This is a genomic window from Streptomyces sp. NPDC048172, from assembly GCF_043202595.1.
Taxonomy (GTDB): domain Bacteria; phylum Actinomycetota; class Actinomycetes; order Streptomycetales; family Streptomycetaceae; genus Streptomyces.
Genome location: NZ_JBIDAT010000010.1, coordinates 298,374 through 321,734, shown reverse-complemented (window position 1 = coordinate 321,734; position 23,361 = coordinate 298,374). Strand labels below are relative to the sequence as shown.

General features: G+C 71.3%; 19 protein-coding genes and 1 rRNA gene. 11 read left to right on the top strand and 9 right to left on the bottom strand.

Annotation, left to right across the window (positions count from 1 at the left end; all coding sequences use genetic code 11):
• Positions 1-88 (top strand): 5S ribosomal RNA (rrf, locus tag ACGF3A_RS37335); the annotation flags it as partial.
• A gap of 87 nt (positions 89-175) precedes the next feature.
• Here the strand turns inward: rrf and ACGF3A_RS37330 are convergent.
• The 5 genes from ACGF3A_RS37330 to ACGF3A_RS37310 are packed head-to-tail and all read right to left on the bottom strand — an operon-like array spanning position 176 to position 5,778.
• Positions 176-1,486: a DUF58 domain-containing protein gene (locus ACGF3A_RS37330; protein WP_393734944.1), complete on the bottom strand. Its 1,311-nt coding sequence runs from the start codon at positions 1,484-1,486 to the stop codon at positions 176-178.
• Between the two features lie 18 nt (positions 1,487-1,504).
• Complete coding sequence (locus tag ACGF3A_RS37325) at positions 1,505-2,470, bottom strand: AAA family ATPase (RefSeq protein WP_393734943.1); 966 nt, start codon at positions 2,468-2,470, stop codon at positions 1,505-1,507.
• Complete coding sequence (locus tag ACGF3A_RS37320; RefSeq protein WP_393734942.1) at positions 2,467-3,702, bottom strand: DUF4350 domain-containing protein; 1,236 nt, start codon at positions 3,700-3,702, stop codon at positions 2,467-2,469. The genes ACGF3A_RS37325 and ACGF3A_RS37320 overlap by 4 nt, the downstream gene beginning before the upstream one ends.
• On the bottom strand, positions 3,699-4,436 hold the full coding sequence (locus tag ACGF3A_RS37315; RefSeq protein ID WP_393734941.1) for a DUF4129 domain-containing protein: 738 nt from the start codon (positions 4,434-4,436) through the stop codon (positions 3,699-3,701). Before ACGF3A_RS37315 ends, ACGF3A_RS37320 begins: the two co-directional genes overlap by 4 nt.
• 4 nt (positions 4,437-4,440) lie before the next feature.
• Positions 4,441-5,778 (bottom strand): hypothetical protein, encoded by a 1,338-nt coding sequence (locus tag ACGF3A_RS37310; protein WP_393734940.1) that lies wholly within the window; start codon positions 5,776-5,778, stop codon positions 4,441-4,443.
• A 137-nt stretch (positions 5,779-5,915) separates the two neighbouring features.
• On the opposite strand from ACGF3A_RS37310, the gene mtnA reads away from it, so the two are divergent.
• From mtnA to ACGF3A_RS37275, 7 genes are all read left to right on the top strand, one after another.
• On the top strand, positions 5,916-7,070 hold the full coding sequence (gene mtnA, locus ACGF3A_RS37305) for an S-methyl-5-thioribose-1-phosphate isomerase (protein ID WP_393734939.1): 1,155 nt from the start codon (positions 5,916-5,918) through the stop codon (positions 7,068-7,070).
• Positions 7,067-7,744, top strand: a complete 678-nt coding sequence (mtrA, locus tag ACGF3A_RS37300) for a two-component system response regulator MtrA (RefSeq protein WP_027738342.1) — start codon at positions 7,067-7,069, stop codon at positions 7,742-7,744. The genes mtnA and mtrA overlap by 4 nt, the downstream gene beginning before the upstream one ends.
• A 1-nt stretch (position 7,745) precedes the next feature.
• A complete protein-coding gene (mtrB, locus tag ACGF3A_RS37295) occupies positions 7,746-9,782 on the top strand; it encodes an MtrAB system histidine kinase MtrB (RefSeq protein WP_393734938.1) in 2,037 nt (678 codons plus the stop codon).
• Between the two features lie 107 nt (positions 9,783-9,889).
• Positions 9,890-11,770: an LpqB family beta-propeller domain-containing protein gene (locus tag ACGF3A_RS37290; protein WP_393734937.1), complete on the top strand. Its 1,881-nt coding sequence runs from the start codon at positions 9,890-9,892 to the stop codon at positions 11,768-11,770.
• Between the two features lie 299 nt (positions 11,771-12,069).
• Positions 12,070-12,720 (top strand): ComF family protein, encoded by a 651-nt coding sequence (locus tag ACGF3A_RS37285; RefSeq protein WP_393734936.1) that lies wholly within the window; start codon positions 12,070-12,072, stop codon positions 12,718-12,720.
• Positions 12,721-13,036: 316 nt separating this feature from the next.
• Positions 13,037-13,735: a ribosome hibernation-promoting factor, HPF/YfiA family gene (hpf, locus tag ACGF3A_RS37280; RefSeq protein ID WP_393734935.1), complete on the top strand. Its 699-nt coding sequence runs from the start codon at positions 13,037-13,039 to the stop codon at positions 13,733-13,735.
• A gap of 151 nt (positions 13,736-13,886) precedes the next feature.
• Positions 13,887-14,636: a response regulator gene (locus ACGF3A_RS37275; RefSeq protein ID WP_393734934.1), complete on the top strand. Its 750-nt coding sequence runs from the start codon at positions 13,887-13,889 to the stop codon at positions 14,634-14,636.
• Between the two features lie 141 nt (positions 14,637-14,777).
• On the opposite strand, the gene ACGF3A_RS37270 is transcribed toward ACGF3A_RS37275, so the two are convergent.
• On the bottom strand, positions 14,778-15,965 hold the full coding sequence (locus ACGF3A_RS37270; RefSeq protein ID WP_393734933.1) for a winged helix-turn-helix domain-containing protein: 1,188 nt from the start codon (positions 15,963-15,965) through the stop codon (positions 14,778-14,780).
• A 66-nt stretch (positions 15,966-16,031) separates the two neighbouring features.
• The gene (locus tag ACGF3A_RS37265; protein WP_393734932.1) at positions 16,032-16,622 is read right to left on the bottom strand and encodes a GNAT family N-acetyltransferase; all 591 of its coding nucleotides are present in this window, start codon (positions 16,620-16,622) and stop codon (positions 16,032-16,034) included.
• Positions 16,623-16,807: 185 nt separating this feature from the next.
• On the opposite strand from ACGF3A_RS37265, the gene secA reads away from it, so the two are divergent.
• The gene (gene secA / locus ACGF3A_RS37260; RefSeq protein ID WP_393734931.1) at positions 16,808-19,672 is read left to right on the top strand and encodes a preprotein translocase subunit SecA; all 2,865 of its coding nucleotides are present in this window, start codon (positions 16,808-16,810) and stop codon (positions 19,670-19,672) included.
• Between the two features lie 116 nt (positions 19,673-19,788).
• On the opposite strand, the gene ACGF3A_RS37255 is transcribed toward secA, so the two are convergent.
• Positions 19,789-20,754 (bottom strand): Rv3235 family protein, encoded by a 966-nt coding sequence (locus tag ACGF3A_RS37255; protein WP_393734930.1) that lies wholly within the window; start codon positions 20,752-20,754, stop codon positions 19,789-19,791.
• Positions 20,755-21,046: 292 nt separating this feature from the next.
• Here ACGF3A_RS37255 and ACGF3A_RS37250 point away from each other — a divergent pair, with 292 nt between their 5' ends.
• On the top strand, positions 21,047-21,565 hold the full coding sequence (locus tag ACGF3A_RS37250; RefSeq protein WP_393734929.1) for a DUF6912 family protein: 519 nt from the start codon (positions 21,047-21,049) through the stop codon (positions 21,563-21,565).
• Between the two features lie 62 nt (positions 21,566-21,627).
• Positions 21,628-22,347 carry an HAD family hydrolase gene (locus tag ACGF3A_RS37245; RefSeq protein ID WP_393734928.1) on the top strand — a complete coding sequence of 240 codons (720 nt, stop codon included), beginning with the start codon at positions 21,628-21,630 and terminating at the stop codon, positions 22,345-22,347.
• A gap of 66 nt (positions 22,348-22,413) precedes the next feature.
• On the opposite strand, the gene ACGF3A_RS37240 is transcribed toward ACGF3A_RS37245, so the two are convergent.
• Positions 22,414-22,980, bottom strand: a complete 567-nt coding sequence (locus ACGF3A_RS37240) for a DJ-1/PfpI family protein (protein WP_393734927.1) — start codon at positions 22,978-22,980, stop codon at positions 22,414-22,416.
• Between the last annotated feature and the right edge of the window lie 381 nt (positions 22,981-23,361).

Here is a 23,361-nt window from a genome sequence, read left to right as displayed (position 1 = left end):
CGGTCACATTCCGAACCCGGAAGCTAAGCCTTTCAGCGCCGATGGTACTGCATGCGGGAGCGTGTGGGAGAGTAGGACACCGCCGAACTAAACATGGAAGAAGCCCCGTTGGCCATTGCGCCGACGGGGCTTTTTCGTGTTTGTGGGGCTTTTCCGTACCCCCGGGACCTCCCCGTCAGAGCCTTCCCGCTGCCTTGAGCGACAGGTATGTGTCCGCGAGCGTCGGGGCGAGATCTGCGGGGAGGGCGTCCACGACGATGACGCCGTGGCGGCGGAGACGTTCCGCCGTGTGCTGACGTTCGGCTTGGGCCTGGGCAGCGGCGGCAGCTTCGTACACCGCGTCCACTGTGCCTCGTGCGTGTGCCATTTCCTGGACGCGAGGATCGGAGATGGCGGCCACCACGACCGTATGCCTCTGGGTGAGGAGAGGGAGGACGGGGAGAAGTCCTTCCTCGATCGGTGCGGGGTCGAGGCCTGTGAGCAGGACCAGCAGGGACCGGTGCGGTGCGATACGGAGGGCCGCTGTCGCGAGGCCGCGGGCATCGGCTTCCAGAAGTGCCGGCTCCAGGGGTGCCATGGCGTCGACCAGGGCGGGGAGAACCTGGTGGGCCGTGCGGCCGTTGACCGTGGCACGGGGCGTGCGGTCGTAGGCGAGCAGGTCCACGCGGTCGCCCGCGCGGGAGGCGAGGGCTCCCAGGAGGAGGGCCGCGTCCATGGAGACGTCGAGGCGCGGGATGTCGCCCACGCGGCCCGCTGAGGTGCGGCCGGTGTCCAGGACGAGGAGGACCCGGCGGTCGCGTTCGGGGCGCCATGTCCGTACGGCGACGGTGGACTGGCGAGCGGTCGCGCGCCAGTCGATGGAGCGGGTGTCGTCGCCGGGTACGTACTCGCGCAGGCTGTCGAATTCGGTGCCTTCACCGCGGGTCAGGATGCTGGTCCGGCCGTCGAGCTCGCGGAGGCGTGCGAGCTTGCCGGGCAGGTGCTTGCGGCTGGTGAAGGCGGGGAGGACGCGGACGGTCCAGGGGACGTCGTGATGCCCTTGACGGGCTGCCAGGCCGAGCGGACCGTACGAGCGCACCGTGATGCGTTCGGCCTGCCGGTCGCCTCGTCGGGTGGGCTGGAGAGTCGTCGTGACGCGCTGGCGTTCGCCCGGCGCGATGTGCAATTCGTGGCGGCCGGGCGTCGGTTCCGCTGAGGGTGACCAGGCGCTCGGTGGCCAGGCGTCGCGGAGGTCAGCGTGAAGGGGGCGGGTGGTGGGGTTGGTGATGACCAGAGAGGCGTTCACCTGTTCCCCAAGTCGAACTGAGGTGTCACCGCTTCGAGTGAAGACGAGCTGACGGACTGGTGCTGCCCTTGCGAGGTCATAGAGGATTGCGAGCAGCAGGGGGATCTCGACGGCGAGCAGGCCGAGCCAGTGGGGGAGGACGAGGCCGACGAGCAGGGCCCCGAGAGCTGCGATGAGGGCTGTGCGTCCGGTGAGTGCCATGAGTCAGGTCTCGCTGCCTCAGCGGGGGACCGGGACATGGGCGAGGATCGAGTTGATCACGCTGTCGGGGGTGACGCCTTCCATCTCGGCTTCGGGGCGGAGCTGGACGCGGTGCCTGAGTGTCGGCAGGGCGAATGCCTTGACGTCGTCGGGAATGACGTAGTCGCGGCCCATGAGCCAGGCCCATGCGCGGGCGGTGGCCAGCAGGGCGGTGGCGCCTCGGGGGGAGACCCCGAGGGAGAGCGAGGGGGAATCGCGCGTGGCACGGCAGATATCGACGATGTAGCCGGTGACTTCGGCGGAGACCGAGGTCTTGGCGACCGCGGTCCGGGCGGCTTCGATCTCCTCGGAGCCCGCGACGGCTCTGACCCCTGCGGCTTCGAGGTCCCGGGGGTCGAAGCCCTCGGCGTGACGGGTGAGCACGTCGATCTCGGCGTCGCGTGGCGGCAGAGGAACGTTCAGCTTCAGCAGGAAGCGGTCGAGCTGGGCTTCCGGCAGCGGATAGGTGCCTTCGTACTCGACCGGGTTCTGTGTGGCTGCCACCAGGAAGGGCTCGGGGAGCGCGCGTGGGGTGCCGTCGACGGTGACTTGACGTTCCTCCATGGCTTCGAGCAGGGACGCCTGTGTCTTCGGCGGGGTCCGGTTGATCTCGTCGGCGAGGAGGAGGTGAGTGAAGACCGGGCCGGGCTGGAAGGAGAACTCGGCGGTGCGGGCGTCGTAGACGAGCGATCCGGTGACGTCGCTCGGCATGAGGTCCGGCGTGAACTGAAGACGTTTCGTGCCGAGTTCGAGTGTGGCGGCCAGGGACCGTACGAGCAGGGTCTTGGCGACGCCCGGCACGCCTTCGAGGAGCACGTGGCCGCGGCAGAGGAGAGCGACGACGAGGCCGGTCACGGCGGCGTCCTGGCCGACGACTGCCTTGGCGATCTCTTGGCGGAGCGCCTCTAGGGCGTCGCGGGCGCTGTCTGCGGAGGGGGCGCTCACGGGGTGCGGTCCTTGTCTCTCGGAGATGAGGTGACGGAGGCGGGGGAGGCGACCGCGGTGACCTGTTGCTCGAATCGGTCCAGGTCGTCGGCCAGTTGGATCAGGGCGGCGTCGGTCGTCGGTGCGGGGCCGAAGAGGAGGGTGGTGATGTCGGGGGCCCGCGCGGTCTCCGGGCGGTGATCCGCGTGGTCGGCGAGAGCGGGGGCGAGGACCTCGGGGAAGTGCGCCTGGGAGAGGGACACCCCTACGAGCGGAGCGAGGCGGGTGCGCGTGGCCGCGCGGAGCGAGGCGGCGGCACGGTCGCGGGCGTTCGCCCTGCGGTAGAGGCGGGCCCTGCCCTCGGTGGCCTCGGAAGCGCGGACGGAGACCGGGAGGCGTTCGTGGACGAGCGGGCCCAGGCGGCGGGCTCGCCAGAGGGCTGCGAGTACGGCCGCGATGCCGAGTTGGAGCGCGGCCCATTTCCAGCCGGACGGGATGAGGTCGAGGAATCCGCGTTCCTCGCCCTCGGGAGGCGCGGTGTCGGCCGCCGACGGCAGGTACCAGAGGAGGTGCGGTCGTGAGCCGAGCAGTTGGAGGGCGAGGGAGGCGTTGCCGTACTTGTCGAGGCGCTCGTTGGTGAGCGGGTCGCCGGTGCCGAGGAGGACGGTGTCGCCGCTGGCGGAGTGCGGGAGACGGAGAAGGGAGGGCAGGCCTTGGCGGAGGTAGCAGGCGTCCGTGCGCTTCAGGCCCGTGGAGTAGCGGTAGCCGCCGAGTTCGGCGTCGCCCGCCCGGGTCGCCGCGGGAAGGTCGCAGTCCGGGGGCGTCGGCTGGACCGGCGCGGGAGCGGATGCCGCGCGTACTCCAGGGACGAGCGCGGAGGCGGACGTGGAGTCGGGGGCGATGAGGACGGTACGGCCGCCGCGTCGAGCGGCGTCGCGGAGTTCGCGGCGTTCGTCGTCGCTCAGGCGGTCCGGGCGGGTGACGAGGAGGGTGGTGTCCGGGCCCGCCTCGGCGGTGGCCTCGGAGGTGCTGGAGAGGACCTTGGTGGTGACGCCGCGGTCCGCGAGGAGTTCGGCGACGGCGCGGGTGCCGTGGGGATCGGCGGAGCGGGGGTCGAGACGTCCGTGTTCGCCGCCGGAGCGGAGCGCGGCGATGGCCACTGCCGCCGCGGCCAGGATGGCGGCGGCCAGCAGGAACCCGCGGGTTCGCGACCAGAGCTGGCGTGCGGTGGGCGAGGTGGAGGTGCTGCTCAACTGCGCCCTCCGCCCCGGGAGGTCGCGGGCTCCCGGCCGCCCGTGGGCGCGGCGGGGGTGGCGTGGCGGAGCGCGGTGTCGAGAGAGCGGAGACGGAGATACGTGGCCTCGTCGGCGGGGCGGTCCGCGTATGTCACCTCGTCGAAGGAGCGGGCGGCGGCGTGGAGGGCCTCCGCGTGCTCGGGGAGGGCGTGGCCCGCTTCCTCGGCTGCCTCATCGGCCGTACGGCCGGGGCGGGGGTCGAGCAGGGCTCGTTCCTCCAGGGAGCGGACGAGGGCGCGCATCCGTTCCTGGACGGCCTCGCTCCAGCGGGCCTCGGCGGCGCGCGCCTCGGAGTTGGCGCGGTGGTCCGCGGCGGTGCGGGGGCGGTCGGTGAAGAGGGAGCTGGTGTCGCTGGTGGGCTGGGCGCGGAGCCTGCCGAGGCGCAGCCGGAGGGCGAGGACCAGCAGGGCGACGACGATGACGACGGCGATGAGACCGGTGGGGCCTCCGGGCGTCGCGCCCGCGGCGGTGTCGAGGAGATCACCGACGCGGTCCCAGATCCAGTCGATGATGCGCTGGAGGAGGTTGGGGTCGTTCTCGTGGTATCGCGGCTCGGAGAGCTCGCGTTCCGCGTCCTCGCGTGCGGGGAGGCGGGGGGTGGTGACGGGGCCGTCGCCGTCGGCGCTCGTGAGGGCCGCCCGGTGGAGGGCGGCCACCGGGCGGAGCGCCGCGTCGGCGAGGCTCCCCGTCATCGGGTCAGCTTCCGGGAGTGGGGCGGTCGGTCTGCGGGTCTCCGTAGCCGGGGACGCCGGCAGCGCGCGCGAGTTCGAGGTCGAGGGCTTCGCGGCGGATGCGCTGGTCGAGGTAGAGCAGCGCCGTGACGCCCGCGCTGACGGGGAGCGAGATGGTGGAGGCGACCACGGAGCCGATGCCGGAGATGATCAGCGAGGTCCACCCGGTGGCCGCCGCGGCGCCGGTGAGCGAGGAGCCGCCCTCTCCGCTGACGAGCGTGGCGATGAAGGTGGTGGGCATCTGGACCACGGAGGAGACGATGAACACCAGGATGAGCGCCAGGAGCTGGATGCCGAAGATGCGCCACCAGCTACCGCGTACGAGCTTGGCGGAGCGGCGCATCGAGGGGATGACGCCCTGCTTCTCCAGCATCAGGGCGGGCGCGGCGAGGCAGTAGCGGACCCAGAGCCAGGCGGCGGCGACGGTGCCGCCCAGCATGCCGAGGAAGAGGAAGGAGACGGCGAGGTTCGCGGAGTCGCCGGCGACGGCGGCGAGGCCGGGGGTCAGGCAGAGCAGCATGACCACGGTGATGAGGACGGGGACGAGGAGGAGCAGTCCCAGGAGGCGCAGAAGCTGGGGCTTGGAGTCCCGCCACGCCTCGCCGATGGTGACGCCGCGGCCGAGGACGGCACGGCTGACCACGACGGTGAGCATGGCGGTGGCGATGACGCTGCCCAGCATGCCGACGACCATGGCGACGCCGAGGCTGCCGAGTGCTCCGCCGAGGGCGTCGGACAGCTCGTCGAGGGTCGGGTCGGGGTCGTTGGTGAGGGCGTCGAGGTCTCCGTTGTCGGGGAACCAGATGCCGACGGCGACGGTCGAGGCGAGCTGCGTGATGACGGCCACGGCCAGGGAGATGCCGAGCACCGTCCGCCAGTGGGCGCGCATGGTGCTCACGGCGCCGTCGAGGATCTCGCCGACGCCGAGCGGGCGGAGGGGGACGACGCCGGGCTTGGCGGCCTGCGGGGGTTGGGCCCAGGGGGTGCCCCAGCCTCCGGGGCCGGGGCGACCGGGACGGCCCGGGCCTGGCCGTCCCGGTCCCGGGCGGTTCGGGGGCGGAGGTGCCGCGCCCCAGCCCGGGGAGCCGGAGGCGGGCGGCTGCTGGGCCGCCCAGTTGCGCGGGGGCTCGTCCGACGGGGCCTCGGTCCGGTCAGGCGCGGTGGGCGGCTGGTCGGACGGGGTCTGGGGCGTTGCCTCGGAAGTCGTGCGCTCCTTGTCGTCGTCCTGACTCCCCTTCCCGGGGTTCGGGCGGGGATCGGACGAAGAGGATCCGGGCGAAGCCCAGCCCGGAGAGTCGTTCACGTGAGGTCACCTCGGGGTGTGTGTAGCTCCGTCGCCTGGTTGGCTGCCATCGTGCCACGACGCGCAGTCACCGGGTCCCCGCCCCGGGAGTCGCGGTTGCCTTCTGGAGTCCCGCTGTCGCAAGGCAGACTGTTCGAATGGCTGAACAGTGTGGTCCGGCGCTTCGCTGGGAGGAGCTACCGGAAGGACCGGTGCTGGTGCTCCTCGACCAGACGCGGTTGCCCGCCGAAGAAGTCGAGCTGGTGTGTACGGACGTACCCGCGCTGGTGGCTGCCATCCAGTCGCTGGCGGTGCGAGGCGCGCCCCTTCTGGGCATCGCGGGGGCGTACGGGGTGGCCCTTGCCGCGGCTCGGGGGTTCGATGTCGCGGACGCGGCCGAGCAGTTGGCGCACGCGCGGCCGACGGCGGTCAACCTCGCCTACGGGGTGCGTCGCGTGGAGAAGGTGTACAAGGCGGCGTTGTCGGAGCCCGGGACCGGGTCCGGTGACGGGGCCGAGAGGGCCGCCGCGCAGGCGCTCGCCGAGGCGAGGGCGCTGCACCGGGAGGACGCGGAGGCGAGCGCTCGGCTCTCGGAGCACGGCAGCGAGCTGCTGGAGGAGCTGGTGCCCGGCGGCGGGCTGCGGATCCTCACCCACTGCAACACCGGCGTGCTGGTCTCCGGTGGCCAGGGCACCGCGCTGGGGGTCGTCCGGGCCGTGCATCAGGCGGGCGAGCTGAGGAAGCTGTGGGTGGACGAGACGCGGCCGCTGCTCCAGGGCGCGAGGCTGACGGCGTACGAGGCGGCACGGGAGGGGATGCCGTACAGCGTGCTGTCGGACAACGCGGCGGGTTCGCTCTTCGCCGAGGGCGAGGTGGACGCGGTGCTGGTCGGGGCCGACCGGATCGCGGCGGACGGCGCGGTGGCGAACAAGGTCGGTACGTATCCGCTGGCGGTGCTGGCCCGGCACCACGAGGTGCCGTTCGTGGTGGTGGCCCCGGTGACCACCGTGGACCTGACGACGGAGAGGGGCAGCGACATCGAGGTGGAGCAGCGTCCCGGGCACGAGGTGACGGAGATCCCACCGGTGCACAGAACGGGTGGCGGACCGGAGACGGGCGGAGGGATTCCGTTGGCTCCGGTGGGCGCGCGGGCCTACAACCCGGCCTTCGACGTGACCCCTGCCGACCTGGTGACGGCCATCGTCACGGACCGTGGAGTGATCTCTCCTGTGACGGCTGACACCGTCGCGGAATTGTGTTCCACGTCACGAAAGGGAACGTCACGATCGCGTAATGGGATGATGAACGCATGAAGGGACGCGTCCTTGTCGTCGACGACGACACCGCACTGGCAGAGATGCTCGGCATTGTGCTGCGCGGCGAAGGTTTTGAGCCGTCGTTCGTGGCAGACGGCGACAAGGCGCTAGCCGCCTTCCGGGAGACCAAACCTGATCTTGTATTGCTCGACCTGATGCTGCCCGGGAGGGACGGCATCGAGGTGTGCCGCCTGATCCGGGCCGAATCCGGGGTGCCCGTGGTCATGCTGACCGCGAAGAGCGACACGGTGGATGTGGTGGTCGGACTGGAGTCCGGTGCCGACGACTACATCGTCAAGCCGTTCAAGCCCAAGGAGCTGGTGGCGCGGATCCGGGCGCGGCTGCGCCGCTCCGAGGAGCCCGCGCCGGAGCAGCTCGCGATCGGGGATCTGGTGATCGACGTCGCCGGGCACTCGGTGAAACGGGAGGGGCAGTCGATAGCCCTCACCCCGCTGGAGTTCGATCTGCTGGTCGCGCTCGCCCGTAAGCCCTGGCAGGTCTTCACCCGTGAGGTGCTGCTGGAGCAGGTGTGGGGCTACCGGCACGCGGCCGATACGCGGCTGGTCAACGTGCACGTGCAGCGGCTGCGCTCGAAGGTCGAGAAGGACCCGGAGCGGCCGGAGATCGTGGTGACCGTGCGCGGCGTCGGCTACAAGGCCGGACCTAGCTGACATGTCCCGGAACGGCTCTGCTCCGCGCCGGTCCGGCGGGGGCCGGGCCGGGGGCCGGGAGTCCGATATTTCCAAATTCGGGCGTTTGTGGCGAAGTGGGGTGCTCTTCTCCGACGGCTTGCTGCCGGAGGGGGCCACCGGCCCGGGCGCGCGGCCCATGGTGCGCTTCTTCGTGCGCTGGGTGCGCCGGCCGCTGCTGCCCGTGATGCGGTTGTGGCGGCGCAACATCCAGCTCAGGGTCGTCGCGGCCACGCTGCTGATGTCGCTCGGGGTCGTTCTCCTGCTCGGCATCGTCGTCATCGGACAGGTGCGCAACGGCCTCCTGGAGGCCAAGGAGAAGGCCGCGCTGTCCCAGGCCACGGGTGGCTTCAGCGCGGCTCAGCAGCAGGCCGACAGCGCGGGCGGCGGCCGTGCGGGCGGTGACGACAGCATCCGCAGCGGCAGCGGGGTGCAGAACTCCGGCACCTGGCTGAACAACCTGGTGGAGCAGCTCGCCAGCGGTGGTCAGGGCGTGTACTCGGTCGTCGCGCTCGGGTCGAAGAGCAACGAGGCGCCGTTCCTCGGGAGCGGGAACGTCAGTACGAGGGGTCCGCGCTCGTCCGGGGACATCAAGCCGGAGGAGAGCGTTCCGGAGGACCTGCGGGAGGCGCTGGACCGTAAGCCGGGCATGCACCAGAGGTACGCGCGCGTCGTCCGCTCGGGCGGCCAGAGCGACCCGGCACTGATAGTCGGCAAGCGGCTCAACGACGCCCGGGGCAATCCGTACCAGCTCTACTACGTCTTCCCCTTCACCCAGGAGGAGGAGTCGCTGAGCCTGGTCAAGGGCACGCTGGCGACGGCCGGGGTGTTCGTGGTCGTGCTGCTCGGGGCGATCGCCTGGCTCGTGGTGCGGCAGGTGGTCACGCCCGTACGGATGGCAGCCGGGATCTCCGAGCGGCTGGCGGCCGGGCGGCTCCAGGAACGGATGAAGGTCACCGGCGAGGACGACATCGCCCGGCTCGGCGAGTCCTTCAACAAGATGGCGCAGAACCTCCAGCTGAAGATCCAGCAGCTCGAAGAGCTGTCGCGGATGCAGCGCCGCTTCGTCTCGGACGTCTCGCACGAGCTGCGTACGCCGCTGACGACGGTGCGGATGGCCGCCGACGTGATCCATGAGGCGCGGGAGGACTTCGACCCCGCGACCGCGCGCTCCGCCGAGCTGCTGCTGGGCCAGCTCGACCGTTTCGAGTCGCTGCTCGCGGATCTGCTGGAGATCAGCCGTTTCGACGCGGGGGCGGCCAATCTGGAGGCAGGTCCGGTCGACCTGCGGGACATGGTCCATCGCGTCGTCGAGGGCGCCGAGCCGCTGGCCGACCGCAAGGGCAGCCGGGTGCTCATATTGGGCGACGAGCGGCCCGTGATCGCCGAGGCGGACGGCCGCCGTATCGAGCGCGTCCTGCGCAACCTGGTCGACAACGCGATCGAGCACGGGGAGGGCCGCGACGTCGTCGTCCGCCTGGCGACGGGGGGCAACGCGGTGGCCGTGGCCGTACGGGACTACGGCGTAGGCCTGAAGCGCGGCGAGGTGGACAAGGTCTTCAACCGTTTCTGGCGGGCGGACCCCGCGCGGGCCCGTACGACGGGTGGCACGGGTCTGGGGCTCTCCATCGCGCTGGAGGACGCGCGGCTGCACGGCGGCTGGCTCCAGGCGTGGGGCTATCCGGGGGACGGTTCGCAGTTCCGGCTCACGCTGCCCTGCACGGCGGGCGACGCGCTGCGGGGCTCGCCGATTCCGCTGGAGCCCACGGACTCGCGGCGCCGTCGCGGGCTGGACGGAACGATTCCGGCTCAGCCGACGGACCGTACGGAGGAACCGGGTACGTCTGCGGACGCTTCCGCGTCCTCGGGCGCGCGGGTCGCGTCCGTGTCCGCCGGGCGGAGCGAGCAGAGCGGGCAGAGCGGGCGGAGCGCCCCCGCGCGGGCCGAGCTTCCCGCGGGCCGGAGCGAGCCGGAGCGGCGTGAGGGAGCTGACGGGGCCGGGTCCGGGGGGCGCGCATGAACCGGAGGGCGCGCGTGAGGGAGCAGAGCTTCGGGAGCCCCGCGAGCACAGGGTCCCCAGGGCCAGGGGCCGTACGGTCGGCGGGGAGCGTCGGGAGGGGAGTGGAGATGGGCACTGACGAGCGACTGCCGTCCGGGCGGTACGTACGTCAGGGGCGGAACGTCCGCCGCGTACGGGCGCTCGCCTCGCTGGCCGTACTCGGCGCGCTGGTCGCGGGATGTGCCTCGATGCCGGACGACGGCGGGCTCGACCGGGTCAACTCCTCGCACCGCGCGCAAGCGGACTCCCAGGTGCGCGTCTACAGCGTGAGCCCGCAGAAGGGCGAGACTCCGCAGCAGATCGTGCGGGGCTTCCTGGAGGCGACGACGAGCGACGAGGTCAACTTCCCGACCGCGCGGGAGTATCTGACACCGCAGATGGCGCGCGCGTGGAGCCCGTTCTCCGGGACGCACGTGCTGTCGTCCGGGCCGAGCGTACGGAAGGCGCCGAAGACGGACAGCGGCCTGCCGGGCAAGGACGGCTACGTCATTCAGGTCTCGGGCAGGCGGATGGCCGAGGTCGACCGTAAGCACGCGTACTCGCCGGCGAAGGGCGAGTACAGCGCGAGGTTCTATCTGACCAAGGTGGACGGTCAGTGGCGGATCGACCGTATGCCGGACGGGCTCGTCCTCGGGCAGTCCGACTTCCAGCGCATCTACCGGCCGATCAACAACTACTACTACGCCGAACTCGGCCCGGACTCCGAGTCGGTGACGAACGGCAAGAACGTTCTGGTGGCCGACCCGGTCTATCTGCGGCGCAGGATCAACCCCGTCACCGAGACGGTCGCCGCGCTGCTGGAGGGGCCGACGGGCTGGATCGACCCCGTCGTGAAGTCCGCCTTCCCGCCGGGCACCCGGCTGGCACCCAAGCAGCACCACCTGACGCTCGACGACGCGGGCGCGCTGACGGTGCGGCTGAACGCGAAGGGGTCGAGAGCGAGCCGGACGCAGTGCGAGCGGATGGCGGCGCAGGTGCTCCACAGCGTGCAGGACCAGGCCTCGGCGAAGGTCAGCAAGGTGGATCTGCGCGGGCCGCAGGGCGCCGAGATGTGCACACAGACGCGTGAGGACGCCGCCGACTACCAGCCCGGCAGGCTCAACGGCAGCGCCAAGCGGGTCTACTTCATCGACAAGAACCACCGTGTGACGGCCCTGGGGCGCCACTTCGACCAGCCCGAGCCCGTCGAGGGCGCGCTGGGCACCGGCAAGGTCGAGATGGGCGCCGTCGCGGTCAACCGTCCGGAGAAGGAGGCGGCGGCCGTCACCCGCGGACGCCGCTCGCTGTACGTGACGTCCCTGGAGAACGGGCCGGGAACGCTGGGCGACCCCGTGCTCACGAGCAAGGCGAAGCACGAGGACGACCGCCTGACGGCGCCGAGCTGGGACGGGCTCGGGGACCTCTGGGTGGCCGACAGGGACCCGAAGAACTCGCGGCTGCTGCGGCTGCGCGGCGGCAAGGAGAAGCCGGAAGAGGTCGAGGTGCCGGGCCTGCGCAAGGGGCAGCGCATCGAGTCCGTGAAGATCGCCTCGGACGGCGTACGGATAGCGCTGCGGGTGCGTGAGCCGAAGGGGCGCTCGACCTTGCGGCTCGGGCGGGTGCACCACGGCGGTACGAAGGAGAAGCCGAAGGCCATGGTCGCCGATCTGCGTCCCGGCGCCCCGCAGCTGGAGGACGTGATCGCGGTGTCGTGGGCGGGCGGCAGCAGGCTCGTCGTCGTCGGCCGGGAGTCCGGCAGCGTGCAGCAGCTGCTCTACATGGAGACGGACGGCTCGGCCTCGGACCAGCCGACGCTCCCCGGTATCAACGACGTCACGGGCGTGGCCGCCTCGGAGGACGAGAGCAGGCCGCTGCTCGCGGACTCGGAGGACGGGATAGTGCGACTGCCCCCTGACGCCAACTGGAGAACGCTGACGAGCGAGGGCTCGGCACCGGTCTACCCGGGCTGACGGCCGGCCGACGGCCGGTGGACCGCGCCGTGCTGATTCCGGTTTGGGGCCGGGGCCGGGCAGGGGCTGGGTTCGGGGCTGGGGCCGGCAGCTCCGGCGGCTCCGGCAGCTCCGGGATTCCGGGCCGCCGGGAGTTATCCACAGGGCTGGTCGGCCCGGGATCCGGCTGGGACAGTGAAGTCATGCGGGAGTTGTGGCACACGCTCCGGCAGGAAATCGCAGGTCTGGTACTGCCCATGGGGTGTGCCGGGTGCGGCCGTCCGCGGACGAGGGACGGTCTGTGCAACGAGTGCAGCGGCGTGCTGACAGGCGCGGTGCCGCGGCGGGTATGGCCGTCGCCGGTGCCGTCCGGGCTGCCTCCGGTCTACGGGGCTCTCCCGTACGCGGACGAGGCGCGGGCCACGCTGCTCGCTCACAAGGAGCGCGGTGCGCTGCGGCTCGCCGCGCCGCTGGGAGCCGCGCTCGCCGGGGCTGTGCGGGCCGCCGCCACGGGGCCCGCTCCTGGGGGCCAACAAACCTCTCAGGGGGCCTCACGGAGCGGTCCGGGGCGGATCCAGGGGTGCGGGAGCGCGCGGGCGCTCGCGCTCGTGCCGGTGCCCTCCGCGCGCCGGGCCGTGGCGCGGCGCGGGCACGACCCGGTGCGGCGGATCGCGCTGGCGGCGGCCGCGCGGCTGCGGAGCGACGGTGTCCCCGCGCGGATGCTGCCCGTGCTGCGGCAGCGGCGGACCGTGGCCGACCAGACGGGGCTGACGGCCGCGCAGAGGGCGGCGAACCTGCGGGGTGCCCTGGAGGCCGTGCCGGGCTTCGCGGGCCTGCTGGGTGCGGAGGAGGCGGTGCTGGTGGACGATCTGATGACGACGGGAGCCTCGCTGGCCGAGGCGGCCCGTGCGATGGGAGGAGTGACGGGAGCCGCTGTGCTCGCGGTCCGTTCCGGTCCGCGGGCGGGTTGACGACATGGTGTGACGAGGGGCGCGAAAGGCCGCCTTGGAAAGCTGTCCGGAACTCGATGACCGCCAGCAACGTTGCAGGTGATACGAGGGAAACCTCGCCCGAACGGAGGTACGTACCAGTAGGGGGTGCCGACTCTCCCCCACTGGAGGTACGTTCGGATTGGGTGGCGATCTTCCCTGCGGGGGAGAAGGAGGTGAAAGTCGCAAGCCGACCTTGTGCCGGAGAGCCATCGGCAGGAGGCCGAACCTCCGGCGTCAGTGCACCAAGGACGGGCTCCGCACGTCACAACGGACCCGTCCGGGAACGGAGTTCTGCGTGGACATCGTCGTCAAGGGCCGCAAGACAGAGGTGCCCGACCGGTTCCGCAAGCACGTGGCCGAGAAGCTGGAGAAGATCAAGAAGCTCGACGGAAAGGTGATCAACCTGGATGTCGAGGTGTGCAAGGAGCACAACCCCCGGCAGGCCGACCGTTCCGACAGGGTGGAGATCACCCTGCGTAGTCGAGGACCGGTCATCCGTGCGGAGGCAGCGGCCTCCGATCCCTACGCGGCGCTGGACCTGGCGTCCAGCAAGCTGGAGGCGCGGCTGCGGAAGCAGCACGACAAGCGCCGAGTGCACCGTGGTGGGTCCCGCGCACCGATGAGTGTCGCGGCGGCAACCGCTCACCTCGCAGCGGAGCTCAACGGAGAACTCGACGCGGCCGCCCGCCCGGCAGCCGCCCCCGAGGACGACGGGCAGCCGGTGGTCACCAAGATGGGATCGCTGGAGATCCAGGGCGAGGGCCCGCTCGTGGTCCGGGAGAAGACGCATGCCGCTGCGCCCATGACGCTCGACCAGGCGCTCTACGAGATGGAGCTGGTCGGGCACGACTTCTATCTGTTCGTCGACTCCGAGACCAAGCAGCCGAGCGTCGTCTACCGACGGCACGGCTACGACTACGGCGTGATCCATCTGGAGCCGGACCCGTTCGTGGAGGAGCCCCCGCGCGGCGCGGGCGGCGCACTCAACGCTTGACGGGGCTTGGTGAGCCATTGGCCAGATGAACGCGCCCCCGGCAGGGTCTGGAACCCGGCCGGGGGCGCGTTCGTGAGTAACATCTGGACTCACACCAACCGCCTTTCTGAGTAGCGGGGTTGGTGCGGCATAGGGTGCAGGGGGAGGAACGATGGTGGAGAGCTTCGGGCCAGCGATGCCCGTGCCCGATGCACACCCGCGTCCGGATGCGGAGGAGTCGCACGAGAGAGAGTCCCGCAAGGAGCCGATCAGGGTTCTTGTCGTGGACGATCACGCGCTGTTCCGGCGGGGACTGGAGATCGTCCTCGCGCAGGAGGAGGACATCCAGGTCGTCGGCGAGGCCGGGGACGGGGCGGAGGCCGTGGACAAGGCCGCCGATCTGCTGCCCGACATCGTGCTGATGGATGTGCGGATGCCGAAGCGGGGCGGGATCGAGGCGTGCACCTCCATCAAGGAGGTCGCTCCCAGCGCGAAGATCATCATGCTGACGATCAGCGACGAGGAGGCCGACCTCTACGACGCGATCAAGGCGGGGGCGACGGGTTATCTCCTCAAGGAGATCTCCACCGACGAGGTCTCCACGGCCATCCGGGCCGTCGCGGACGGCCAGTCGCAGATCAGCCCGTCGATGGCGGCCAAGCTCCTCACCGAGTTCAAGTCGATGATCCAGCGCACCGACGAGAGCAAGCTGGTGCCCGCGCCGAAGCTGACCGAGCGGGAGCTGGAGGTCCTCAAGCTCGTCGCCACCGGGATGAACAACCGGGACATCGCGAAAGAGCTCTTCATCAGCGAGAACACGGTCAAGAACCACGTGCGGAACATCCTGGAGAAGCTCCAGCTCCACTCCCGGATGGAGGCCGTGGTCTACGCGATGCGGGAGAAGATCCTTGAGATCCGGTGACCGCGACCGGGGCGTCCGCGGCCGCTGAGTCCGGAGGCCGGGGTCCGGACCCCCGTCCCGGACCCCGCCCCCTGCACCGGGCCCCTGTGCCGGACCCCGGACCCCCGCCCTCTCGGCCCTCGCGGGCCCCGTTCAGGGGGCTCAGGTCGCGTCGAGGGCCGTCTTGAGGGCCTTCTCCAGGGGCGTTCGTACGGCCTCCGGGTCGCAGCGCTCCACGCGGACCGTGTCGCAGCCGACCCATTCCGCCGCCTCGCGCAGTGCCCGGGCCATCGGCTCCACGTCGCGCTCGCCGCGTAGGGAGAGCTGGCGGGCGACCAGCGTGGTGCCCTCGCGGGCCGGGTCCATGCGGCCGACCAGCTTCCCGCCCGCGAGCAGCGGCATCGCGAAATAGCCGTGGACGCGCTTCGGCCTGGGCACGTACGCCTCCAGGCGGTGGGTGAAGCCGAAGACACGCTCGGTGCGTGCCCGGTCCCAGATGAGTGAGTCGAACGGCGAGAGCAGCGTCGTACGGTGCCTGCCGCGCGGGGTGGTCTCCAGCGCCGCCGGGTCGGCCCAGGCGGGTTTTCCCCAGCCCTCGACCTCGACCGGCACCAGGTCCGTGTCCGGCAGCGCCGCGTCGACCTGCTCGGCCTTCAGGCGGTGGTAGTCCGCGAGGTCGGCGCGCGTCGCGACGCCCAGCGCGGTGCCCGCCTGGGCGACCAGGCGCCTTATGCAGGTGTGGTCGTCGACGTCGTCGTGGAAGAGGGCGTCCGGGACGGCGCGCTCCGCCAGGTCGTACACCCGCTTCCAGCCGCGGCGCTCGGCGACGACGACCTCGCCGGTGTCCAGCAGCCACTCCACCGCGATCTTGCTCTCGGACCAGTCCCACCACTCGCCCCCGTTCCGCCCGCCGCCCAGCTCGGCGGTGGTCAGAGGCCCCTCAGCCTTGAGCTTCTCGCGCACGGCGGCCGACGAGCCCTCACGGTCCCTCATCTGGTGCCAGCGGTGGCCCCGCTCGCGGAAGGCACGCCTGCGGAACGCGAAGTGCGGCCACTCCTCGACGGGCAGCACACAGGCGGCATGCGACCAGTACTCGAAGCTGTGCCCGCCCGACCAGTACGCGGACTCCACGGCCTCGCGGCCCACCGGGCCCAGCCGTGCGTACGGCACCAGCTCGTGGGAGCGGGCCAGCACCGAGATGGTGTCGAGCTGCACGGCGCCCAGGTGGCGCAGCACTCCGCGCACCCCGGCGCGGCGGTCGGGAGCGCCCAGCAGTCCCTGCGCCCGGAGCGCGATCCTGCGGGCCTCGTCGGCGGAGAGCGAGTGTTCAGGACGTACGGGGGTGGTCATGCGGCACACCCTAAGTGGGGCCACTGACAGCCCACTTCCACCGAACGCCTGCCGCGGCGCGGAGCCTCAGTCCGTCGCCGGGCCCGGCAGGTACGGGGTCTCCTGGGCGCGGCCCCAGTCCGACGGCAGCAGCGCCGCGATCCACGCGTCGCGCCGCGTGCCCCGGTGGACGATACGGGCGCGCTGCACGCCCTCCAGGACGAAGCCGATGCTCCGGGCGACGCCGAGCGAGCCCTCGTTCCCGACCTGGGCGACCCATTCCAGGCGTTCGACGCCCAGGTCGGCGAAGGCCCAGCGGGCGACCTCGCGGCCCGCCTCCGCCGTGTAGCCCTTGCGGCGCTGGTCGCGCGCCGTCCAGAAACCCAGCTCGGCCTGGCGTTCGGCCGTCCTCAGATGCGCGATCTGCGTGAGCCCCATCGAGCCGACGAGGGCGCCCTCGTGCGTGAAGACCCCGAAGTTGTACAGGGTGTCCTCGCTCCAGCCCGCCGGGCTGGTCCGGCCCACGAACTCCTCGGCGTGCTTGCGCTCGTACGGCTCCGGCAGCGGCACCCAGCGCTGAATGCCGGGGTCGTCGCAGGCGGCGGCCACCGCGTCCGTGTCCTCTTCCTGAAGAGGGCGCAGTATGAGGCGCTCCGTACGGAGTGTGATGGGTTCCATATCCTGATTGTGCCGCCTGCCTCTCCGGCACCTTCGGGGGCTCCGGCACGTTGGGGGTACAGGGGCAGTCGTCCCTCGCATACGATGGCCGGTGCGGCAAAGGCCCTCACCAAAGGAGAGGCGCCCGCGTCCGCGCACAGACAGTGCAGACCGTGCCAGGCCCGACCGGCAAGGAGCCACCCTAAGTGTCCGTCTTCGGCAAGCTCATGCGTGCAGGTGAAGGGAAGATCCTGCGCAAGCTGGACCGCATCGCGCGGCAGGTGAATTCCATCGAAGAGGACTTCGTCGGCCTGTCGGACGCCGAGCTGCGAGCCCTCACGGATGAGTACAAGGAGCGGTACGCCGACGGCGAAAGCCTCGACGATCTGATGCCGGAAGCCTTCGCCACCGTGCGTGAGGCCGCCAAGCGCGTGCTCGGCGAGCGCCACTACGACGTGCAGTTGATGGGTGGCGGAGCGCTGCACCTCGGATATGTCGCCGAGATGAAGACCGGCGAGGGCAAGACCCTGGTCGGCACGCTGCCCGCGTATCTGAACGCGATTTCGGGCCAGGGCGTGCACATCGTCACGGTCAACGACTATCTGGCACAGCGTGACTCGGAGTGGATGGGCCGTGTCCACCGCTTCCTCGGCCTGACGGTCGGCTGCATCGTGGCCAACATGACCCCGGCCGAGCGCCGCGAGCAGTACCACTGCGACATCACTTACGGCACGAACAACGAATTCGGCTTCGACTATCTCCGCGACAACATGGCGTGGTCGAAGGACGAACTCGTGCAGCGCGGCCACAACTTCGCGATCGTCGACGAGGTCGACTCGATCCTGGTGGACGAGGCGCGTACGCCGCTGATCATTTCCGGCCCCGCCGACCAGGCCACCAAGTGGTACAGCGACTTCGCCAAGCTGGTGAAGCGCCTGGAGAAGGGCGAGGCGGGCGATCCGCGTACGCAGAAGCCCGAGACCGGTGACTACGAGATCGACGAGAAGAAGCGCACCGTAGCCATTCACGAGGCCGGTGTCGCCAAGGTCGAGGACTGGCTCGGCATCGACAATCTCTACGAGTCGGTGAACACGCCGCTGGTCGGGTATCTCAACAACGCGATCAAGGCCAAGGAGCTCTACAAGAAGGACAAGGACTACGTCGTCATGGACGGCGAAGTCATGATTGTCGACGAGCACACCGGCCGTATCCTCGCGGGGCGTCGTTACAACGAGGGCATGCACCAGGCCATCGAGGCCAAGGAGCAGGTCGACATCAAGGACGAGAACCAGACGCTCGCCACGATCACCCTGCAGAACTTCTTCCGGCTCTACGAGCGCGAGGACCAGAAGGGCAAGAAGATCCCGGGCCTCTGCGGCATGACCGGTACGGCGATGACCGAGGCCGCGGAGTTCCACCAGATCTACAAGCTCGGCGTGGTCCCCATCCCGACCAACCGCCCGCTCGCCCGTGCCGACCAGGCCGACCTGATCTACCGCACGGAGGTCGCCAAATTCGACGCGGTCGTCGACGACATCGCGGAGAAGCACGCCACCGGCCAGCCGATCCTCGTCGGCACGACCTCTGTGGAGAAGTCGGAGTACCTCTCCAAGCAGCTCACCAAGCGCGGCGTTACGCACCAGGTGCTCAACGCGAAGAACCACGAGCGCGAGGCCCTGATCGTCGCCGAGGCGGGCCGTAAGGGCGCCGTCACGGTCGCGACGAACATGGCCGGCCGTGGCACCGACATCAAGCTCGGCGGCAACGCCGAGGGGATGGCGGAGAACGAGCTCCGCGAGCGCGGCCTCGACCCGAACGAGCACGCGGAGGAGTGGGCGGCCGCACTGCCCACCGCCCTGGAGAAGGCCGAGAAGTCCGTGAAGTCGGACGTCGACGAGGTCAAGGACCTCGGCGGGCTCTACGTGCTGGGCACCGAGCGTCACGAGTCGCGCCGTATCGACAACCAGCTGCGCGGCCGTTCCGGCCGTCAGGGCGACCCGGGCGAGTCCCGGTTCTACCTCTCGCTGGGCGACGACCTGATGCGGCTGTTCAAGGCCCAGATGGTCGAGCGCGTGATGTCGATGGCGAACGTGCCGGACGACGTCCCGATCGAGAACAAGATGGTGACCCGCGCCATCGCCTCGGCCCAGTCCCAGGTCGAGCAGCAGAACTTCGAGATCCGTAAGAACGTCCTCAAGTACGACGAGGTCCTCAACCGGCAGCGCGAGGTCATCTACGGTGAGCGCCGCCGCGTCCTGGAGGGCGAGGACCTGCACGAGCAGGTGCGCCACTTCATGGACGACACCATCGAGGCGTACGTCCAGGCGGAGACCGTCGAGGGCTTCGCCGAGGAGTGGGACCTGGACCGGCTGTGGGGCGCGTTCAAGCAGCTCTACCCGGTGAAGGTCACCGTGGAGGACCTGGAGGAGGCCGCGGGCGACCGCGAGGGCATCACGGCCGACTTCATCATCGAGTCCGTCAAGGACGACATCCACGAGCAGTACGACGCGCGTGAGCAGGAGCTCGGCGCGGACATCATGCGCGAGCTGGAGCGCCGCGTGGTGCTGTCCGTCCTGGACCGCAAGTGGCGCGAGCACCTCTACGAGATGGACTACCTCCAGGAGGGCATCGGCCTGCGCGCGATGGCCCAGAAGGACCCCCTGGTCGAGTACCAGCGCGAGGGCTACGACATGTTCCAGGCCATGATGGACGGCATCAAGGAGGAGTCCGTCGGCTATCTGTTCAACCTGGAGGTCCAGGTCGAGCAGCAGGTCGAGGAGGTGCCGGTCGAGGACGCCAAGCCCGAGCAGCCCTCGCTCCAGAAGGACGCCGTTCCGGCCGGGGCCTCCGGCGGTCCGGCGCCCGCGATCCGGGCCAAGGGCCTGGACGCGCCGCAGCGCCCGGACAGGCTGCACTTCTCGGCGCCGACCGCCGAGGGCGGCGTCGTCGAGGGCGAGATGGACGCGGGCGGCAGCACGGCCGACGACGGCGGTCCGATCCGCTCGCAGGCCGACGGCATGACGCGCGCCGAGCGCCGCAAGGCCCAGAAGGGGCGCCGCAAGAAGAAGTGATGTGAGCGCGGCGTGGACCGCGCGTGACGTACGTCCGAGAGGGCCGGGTTCCCAGGAGGGGCCCGGCCTTCTCGTATGCCCGTGGGGGCATCCCGCGAGGGCGTCCCGCGGGGGCGTCAGGGGGTGTCCAGCTCGATCGCAGTGCACTGCCAGCGGCGGTCCTGGCTCAGTTCCAGGCGGAAGGCCATGGCGCGCTGGCGGCCTCCCGTGGCGATACGGGCGAACGCCTCGATCACGCCGTCCCGCGGCTGGGTGCCCCGGGCCTCCAGCACCGCCGGGGTCGTACGGTCGGCGCCGCGCGGGCGGAGCGGGGCCAGCGGCGCGAGCCCGACGAGACGGTCGTACGCGGAGCCGCGGGCGTGCGGCATGAGCGTGTGGACGGGGCACTGGCCACTCAGCACCAGAAGCAGCCGCCGGGCGAACCAGAACGGCGGCTGACGCTCGCGCGAGCGGAGCGCCGCCGCGCGCAGCGCCGAGTCGGCGGGTCGCCGCGAGTCCCGCCTGCCGGGCGGCCGGGACGAGGCGGAGCCCGCGCGTCCACCGGGCCGCCCGGGCGGTGCGGCGGCGGAGGAACGAGTTCCGCCGGGTCCGCGCCCGCCGGGGCCCCGCCCGGTGGGTCCGCGTCCGGCGGGCCCGACTGGTGCGGTGGACCCGGTGGACCCGGTGGACCCGGTGGACCCGGTGGATCCGGTGGGCCCGGTTGGTTCCGTGGGTCCGGCCGGTGCGCTGGATCCGGTGAGCCCGGTCGGTGCGGTGGACCCGGCTGTTACGGCTGGCCTTGTTGATCCCGCTGGCGCGGTGGGTCCGCTGGATCCAGCTGTTCCGCCTGGCCCGGTGGGCCAGGCGGGTCCGGTCGATCCGGCCGGTCCGGCGAGTCCTGCGTGTCCTGCTGGTCCTCCGGGCCAGGCGGGTCCACCGGGTCCGCCGGGGTCCCCGGGGCCTGCGGGGTCGGCTGGCTCAGTGAGTCCGGGCGATCCTCCGGGGTCTCCGGATCCCCCGGAGCCGTGTGGCGGGGAACTGTGGGGGGTGGGGTGGTGGTCGGGCTGGTCTGGGGTGGTGGAGGCCGACGTGGGTGTGGTCATGGCAGGGGTCCCCCGTGGAGTGCCTGGCCCGGTGGATGGATACCGGGCGGTAACCGATTGGCTGGGATCGGTTCTAGCCGTGCCGGGTGCGGGCCGCAACGGGCGGGGGTGACGGCCCGGGGGTCCCGGAGCGGTTCACCTATCAGGAGTCATCGGCGGACCGGTGTTGTCATCGCACGCTCTCCACCTGCGGTTTTGTGCGGCGCCCGACGACGGCTGGCGACGGCGGGGCCCGGGAGGGCCCCGTATGCTGGCGTGACAGACGGTCCGGCGATACACGAAAGCGGCAGCCATGCGTGTCTATGTCCCTCTGACCCTCCCCGCGCTCCGGCAGGCCCACGGGGCGGGCGAGCTGGGGCCCGGCCCCCTTGAGGCGTACGCGGTGACCCCCGGACTGCGCGAGTGGTACGTGTCCGATGCCTCGGACGAGGACGAGGAGCTGGAGTACGCCGCGCTGGGGCGTGCCGCGCGGGCCTCGCTGCGGCTGCTGGCCGGCGACTCCGAGGCCGTACGGCGACGGGTGGTCGTGGTCGCCGAGGTGCCGGACGGCGCGGTGACGGCGGAGGCGGGCGACGGTCCGCCGGATGAGGAGACGGTGGGCAGGGTGCGCGTCGCGGAGGCCGTGCCGCTGGCGAAGGCGGCGGCCGTGCACGTGGACGCGGAGGACGCCGAGCCGGACGTCCGGTCCGCGGCCGGGGCGCTGGAGGCGGCCGGGCGAGGTGACGAGGATGCGCGGTCCGCGGTGGACGGCGCGGAGGACCACGAGCTGCTGTGGTTCGCGACGCAGGAGATCCCCGCGCTGGTCGGCTGACGCGTGGCGCGGTCGCGGAATTCGGTACCGCGTTGTCAGACCCGGCACGTACCGTCGGAAGCATGGTCTTGGGGCAGAGGCAGAACGGGCACGCCGGCGGGGCGGCACACATCGTCTGGGACTGGAACGGCACCCTGCTGCACGACATCCACGCGGTGATCGACGCGACGAACGCGGCCTTCGGGGAGCTGGGCCTCCCCCCGATCACCCTGGAGCGGTACCGGGAGCTGTACTGCGTCCCGGTCCCGAAGTTCTACGAGAGGCTGCTCGGGCGCGAGCCGAGCGGCAGCGAGTGGCAGGTCATGGACGAGACCTTCCATCGGCACTACTGGCAGTGCGCAGCGGACGCCGGTCTCGCGGAGGGCGCGGCCGAGCTGCTGGCGGCGCGGCAGGCGGCCGGGCACACCCAGTCGCTCTGCTCGCTCGCGCCGCACGACAGGCTCGTCCCGCTGCTGCGGGAGCACGGGATCGCGGACCGCTTCACGCGAGTGGACGGCGCGGCGGGGGGCAACGGGGGCGGCAAGTCCGGGAAGGCGCAGCAGATGGTGCGGCATCTGGCCGCGCTGGAGGGGACGGCCCCCGGGATCGTCCCGGGGCGCACGGTGGTCATCGGGGACGCGGTGGACGACGCCCTCGCCGCCGCGCACGCGGGGGCGAGGGCCGTGCTGTTCACCGGCGGCTCGCACAGCAGAGCGAGCCTGGAGGCGGCCGGGGTACCGGTGGTCGACACCCTCCAGGAAGCCGTCGAGACCGCGGAGCGGATATCGGGCGCCGAGGGCTGACGGGACGGTCGCCAGGCGAGCAGCGGTCCGAGGCCGTCCAGAGGTCATCCAGCGGCTGTCAGGGCCTCAGGTGACCGGGGCCTTCGTGCGGAGGACCGACAGGAATTCGCGCATCCACGCCGAGTGGTCCGGCCACGCGCGGGACGAGACGAGTGTGCCGTCGACCACGACCTCGGCGTCCTGGAAGCTCGCCCCGGAGGACTGCATGTCGATCTCCAGCGCGGGATACGAGGTCACCCTGCGTCCGCTGAGCCCGTCGATCGCCGCCGTAATCAGCGGGCCGTGACAGATCTGCGCGACGGGCTTGTCCGCGTCGAAGAACGCCTTGACGACCTTGCGCAGCTCGGGATCGTTCCGTAGGTACTCCGGGGCCCGGCCGCCGGGGATCACCAGAGCGGCGTATTCGCCGGGGTCGATCTCGGAGAAGGCGAGGTCGGCGGGCCAGGAGTAGCCCGGTTTCTCCGTGTACGTATCGAAACCGTCCTCGAAATCGTGGACGACGAAGCGGAGCTGCTTGCGGGAGGGGGCGGCGATGTGGACGTCGTAGCCTTCCTCGCGGAGCCGCTGGTAGGGGTAGAGCACCTCCAGGGATTCCGCCGCGTCGCCGGTCACGATCAGGATGTTCGCGGGCATGGTGTCCACCTCCGCGGGACAGTAGGGGAGCTCTCGTGGGGCCCTTGTGGAGCTGTAGTGGAGCCGGGATGGAACCTTTGGGTTCAACGTCCTCCCGCACGGGCCCTTTGCCAAGGGGGTCGCCGGGGGGACCGGGCCGCAGAGCCCCTGGCCAGAACGTAAAAGTCAGTCTCCGGGTTTTGTACACATAAGGCTCATGACGGGCCTAGGGTGCGGGGAGATAGCCTTACCTACGTGATCAGCGCGATATTCACCGGAGGCGCCGCCGACAGGCCGCCCTCCGCCGAGCGCCCGCAGCGCGACAGCGCACGGGGCGCCGCTGGTCGTATCTCCCGGCACAGCGGCGGATCCGAGTGGACCCGTGTCCCGATGCCGTGCCAT